4 protein-coding genes and 1 pseudogene are annotated in these 4100 nt (G+C 69.5%); 1 reads left to right on the top strand and 4 read right to left on the bottom strand.

What is annotated here, in order from left to right; all coding sequences use genetic code 11:
• Nucleotides 1–1500: 1500 nt before the first annotated feature.
• The 3 genes and pseudogenes from PUR71_RS14205 to PUR71_RS14200 all read right to left on the bottom strand — a co-directional run bounded on the left by PUR71_RS14205 (nucleotide 1501) and on the right by PUR71_RS14200 (nucleotide 2841).
• Nucleotides 1501–1857: an AAA family ATPase gene (locus PUR71_RS14205; RefSeq protein WP_329927333.1), complete on the bottom strand. Its 357-nt coding sequence runs from the start codon at nucleotides 1855–1857 to the stop codon at nucleotides 1501–1503.
• A 177-nt stretch (nucleotides 1858–2034) separates the two neighbouring features.
• Nucleotides 2035–2106: pseudogene (locus tag PUR71_RS41285) on the bottom strand (hypothetical protein); the annotation flags it as partial.
• 567 nt (nucleotides 2107–2673) lie between these two features.
• Nucleotides 2674–2841 (bottom strand): hypothetical protein, encoded by a 168-nt coding sequence (locus PUR71_RS14200; protein ID WP_329927332.1) that lies wholly within the window; start codon nucleotides 2839–2841, stop codon nucleotides 2674–2676.
• On the opposite strand from PUR71_RS14200, the gene PUR71_RS14195 reads away from it, so the two are divergent.
• On the top strand, nucleotides 2812–2973 hold the full coding sequence (locus PUR71_RS14195) for a helicase associated domain-containing protein (protein WP_329927331.1): 162 nt from the start codon (nucleotides 2812–2814) through the stop codon (nucleotides 2971–2973). The two genes, PUR71_RS14200 and PUR71_RS14195, sit on opposite strands and share 30 nt — an antisense overlap.
• A 734-nt stretch (nucleotides 2974–3707) precedes the next feature.
• On the opposite strand, the gene PUR71_RS14190 is transcribed toward PUR71_RS14195, so the two are convergent.
• Nucleotides 3708–4100 (bottom strand): hypothetical protein (locus PUR71_RS14190; RefSeq protein WP_329927330.1); only part of this gene is annotated, 393 nt, incomplete at its 5' end.

The raw sequence follows: 4100 nt of genomic DNA, 5'->3' as shown, positions 1-4100 counted from the left end.
GGTGGAAGTGAAACTCGGGGTCTGGATCTCCAACACGAAGACCCGCCGGGCCAAGCTCACTGAGGAGCAACTCGACCAACTCGCCGCACTCGGACTCCACTGGCGGTGACCCGGCCGGGCCTGGAGCCCGCCGAGACACGCCCCCAGGCCGTCCCTGCCCGCCTGCACCCGCCGCGTCGAGGAACACGGCGGCCGGGCCGGGCAGGGGCGTGTCGCCGTGATCGACCCGGCCGACCGGCTTTGAACAGTACCGATATATCAACATATCGGTGACACGAGCCTCTGAACATCCCGGTGGCATCACGACCGGACCTCACAGGACACACCCCGCCGCCTCGGTGGTCATTTGCGCCGGATGGGGTGCGGTGGACGGGGGCAGCCGTCGGTGAACTCTTCGTATGCGCAGGGGCAGTGGTAGTGGGCGTTGCTGATCGGCCACTTGGGCTTGGTGGGTGCGGCTGGTGGCGTGCTGGTGCGGGTCTGCGGGGTGGTGGAGGCGGCTGTGGGGGGCGGAGTTTGCAGGTCTCGGCGAGGGCGGTCGGGTGTGGATGTCCGTCTTGGTGGGGGTCGCTGAACAGGGGTCGGTCGGCCGCGTTCGCGAGAGCGGACAGGTAGAGGGCTGCGCGTAGCAGGGGCCTGGCCCAGGGCGGTACTGGGTGGGTGAGGCAGCCGAAGCGCAGGTTGTCGCGGTCGTGGAGGGTGATCGTGGTGGCATCGGGGGCAACGTCGCCCGGGTGGGCGGTCATCAGCTGGGTGTCGGAGGCTGCGGTGAACACCGCGGTGGCCACGGTGGTGGCGAGGTCGGGATGGGCAGTGGCGGTGGAGGCGGTGGGCGACCTCGGCGGTGGTGATCGGCTGCATCGCGGGCGGGTGGTAGCGGCGTTCACCGGTCGAGGGTGGGGTGCAGCGGCAGCGACGCTGGGGGCTGTCCAGGGCGCACAAGGTGGTCAGGGCCGGCAGGTCGATTCAGCGGCCTTCGAGTGGACGCCGTACGCGGGGTCGGGGCGTGTCGTCGGCGCAGCCGGGGTCTGGCAGGAGGGCTGCGGCCTCGACGGTGCGGTGGTCTGCGCCCTGCAGCGCCTTTTAACGCGGGGGTGGGGCGGTGGCGCTGGCAGACCAGGTGCAGGCGCACCCTGGTGCGCGAGCGCAGCGCCAGTAGCTCCCCCGCGCGGGCCATGGACAGGAGGTGGGCGCGTAGGACGGTCAGGTGGGTGATGGGGGTGGTGAGGATCCAGGCGACGGCGATCGCCCAGCATCGTTCGCCGTCGCCTGTGCGGGGGCCGGTGATGGGTAGGGGCTGCCTGGGGCGGTGATGATGTCCAGGGCCAGGGATGTCCCGGAGTCGGTGTCTGGGGTGGGATGGACGGTGATCCGGCCGGGTTGGTGGCCGGCGAGGGCGGCGCGGATGTGGTGCGGGTTGTCGTGCGGGTCCAGGACGAGGGTGACTGGAGGAGGGTCGGGGCAGATCAGCATGTCGCGGGACAGCCATTGGGCTTCGTCTCAGACCAGGACGTGGAAGCCGCGGGCGAGGGCGTCTTTGAGGACGGTGTCGAACTCGATCGGCCGGGCCGGTGGTTCGCCGGGCAGGGCGAGGGCGCGGAAGAGCTCGTGGCGGATGTCGCGCGGGGTGGGGCGGGCGCGGAAGGTGACGCGGTAGGTGTTGTGGGGTGCGAGGTGGCGCAGCGCGGCGTTGACGGAGAAGGACTTGCCGTTGCCGGCGGTGCCGGAGAGGATCATCATCGCGCGGGCTTCGAGGGTGGCGTGGATGTTGTCCTGGGTAGTGCGCAGTGCTTCGGTGGCGACGACGCGGGCGTCGGTGAGGTTGAGGTAGTGGTCGGCGCGCTGCGGGGGCAGCATGCCGGGGCGTAGTGCCGGCGCGCGGTGGTCACGGTGCGGGCCGCGCGCAGGGCGCGGACCTGTTCCGGGTTCGCCTGTTCGGCGAGATGGACGGCGCCGAGGTGGCGGGGCGGTGGCGGCATTGAAGACCTCGATCTCGCTGTCGTGGTGCGGAAGGTGGCGAAGGTGGACCTTCGTGCCGGTACGGCCGACCATCCACGGAGCGATGTAGGCCTGGTTGCGCCAGTTGACCCCGTTGGTCGTGATCACGCGAGTGCGGCCGTCGTCCTCCAGCGTGAAGAAGGCCAGGTGCTCGGCCGGGACGTCTTCGATCGGGATGGGGTCGGCGTTTCACATCTGCAACGGAGTCAGAGTGCCGGCGAGGCCTTCGGGGGGGTGCGCGGTGTTCCACCAGCGCACCCAGGATGTCCTGACGCTCACCGCTGCGGTGCTTACCGGCCGGGCGTGCACGGTGGGTGTAGCCGGGCAGGGAGACCAGGAGCATCTCCTCGACCGCGTCGTTCAGCGCCTCGACGGTGCCCTTCAGGTACGGCGTATAGGGCGGCAGATCGTGGACGGGGACCGCGGACGCGCCCAGCGCGGCGGTCACCGCCTGGCACAGGCACTCCTTGCCGCGGTCCACCCGCGCCGCGCCCCCGGCAGCCCGCCGGCCGGACCGAAGGGGTCGTTACGGCAGACCGCGGTACGCAACGCGGCCAGCACCGCGTCCCTCGACGGCGCGTGCGGGGTCACCGGCCGCCCCACAGATCACCTTCGTGCTGCAGTCGGTGAACCACGTCACCCACGGGCAGGCCGGCTCTCCCTCGACATCGACTCTCACCGGACCAGGAACAGCAGGACCTGCTGACGGCGATCGGCATCGAGGAGGGCCAGGAGCTCGCCGCCGCGCGGGCGGCCGCCGCAGCCCGGCCGAAGGTCTCCCGCGCGGGCCGGTTCCAGCAGGGCCTGGCGGCGTTGGCGGCCTTCGTCGAGCGCGAGGGGCACGCTCGGGTCCTGCGCACCCGCAAGGAAGACGGGACGTCGTTGGGCACCTGGCTCAACAACCAGAAAGCCCGCCGGAACAGGCTCAGCCCCGAGCAGCTCGGGCAGCAGGAGGCCCTCGGGGTGGCCTGGTAAGGAGTGTGAGGTGCCGACCTCGCTGTAGGCGAGGTCGGCCCGATGTGAAATAGGGCTGCTAGCCGGGTGCCTGGGCTATCGCCAGCATGATCAACTAAATACGGGCCTTGGTAAGTGACTCGCACAGAGTCTCAACCACGTGCACTGCGTGAACCGGTTCAACGCATCGTTCGTCGATCTTTGTCGCAGTGCCGACGGCTCCGGAGATGACAGTAGTCGTGTACGCAGCCGCCATGAGGAAGGTGACCCACCTCCTTTGTTCACTCGAGGCGCAGGTACGGCTCACGTCAACATCAAGATCAACGCGCCGCACCTGCTCGGTATCTCGGCGTCGGGGCCAGAACTTCATCACTTCAGCTCCTCTGGGAAGGTGGGTCGGGCGATCCGACCCGGTATCAGAGTGCCAGTGATCTGGGCCACACACAAGGCCTTCGTCTATGCGAGTAGATGGCCATCCACCAGCAGTTTCAAGGCTTCTGACTACAGGTCAGATCACTCGCTCGCGAGTTCGAAATGCCATCGGCGAAGACTCCGGGCGATATCGCCCATGGGGCTGCGGGCCTGCCACGCGCATCCTGGCTGACCGCCTGTCACCGCACTCACCCACCGCTTCGGGTGGTGGCCGCCAGCCGCGCCACGGCCTGGACCGGGCGACGGCGTCTTCCGCCGATCCGGGCGGAGGCCGATCGGCTTCCGGTTCGGCTCACGCGTTCAGGCAATGCCGGTGGCTGATGTCAGGGAGCGACCGGGCCTCCGATCGTGGTCCAGGCGCCGTTGGCGCCGGTGTATTCGTAGACGCCGGAGTGGTCGGGGCTGACGCCGTAGAGGTGGTCGTCGGTGGCGACGAAGGCGGCACCGGACGCACCGATGCGACTCCAGGTGCCGCGCCCGCGGTCGTACTGCTCGATGTCGCCGGTGGTCATGTCGGTGGCGTAGAGGGTGGTGCGGCTGGTGAAGATGCGGTCGGTCGCGCCGCGGACCTGCTTCCAGGTGTCGTCGGCACCGGTGTACTCGAAGACCCCGTGGTGATCGACGCTGACTCCGTACAGGTGGTCGCCAGTGGCGGCGAAACCGCTCCCGGGAGACCCGATCCGCATCCACGTCCCACGCGCCCGGTCGTACTGCTC

The sequence above is a fragment of the Streptomyces sp. SP17BM10 genome (assembly GCF_036322405.1).
In the GTDB taxonomy this organism is placed as follows: domain Bacteria; phylum Actinomycetota; class Actinomycetes; order Streptomycetales; family Streptomycetaceae; genus Kitasatospora.
This window is presented reverse-complemented; position numbering and strand designations above follow the sequence as displayed.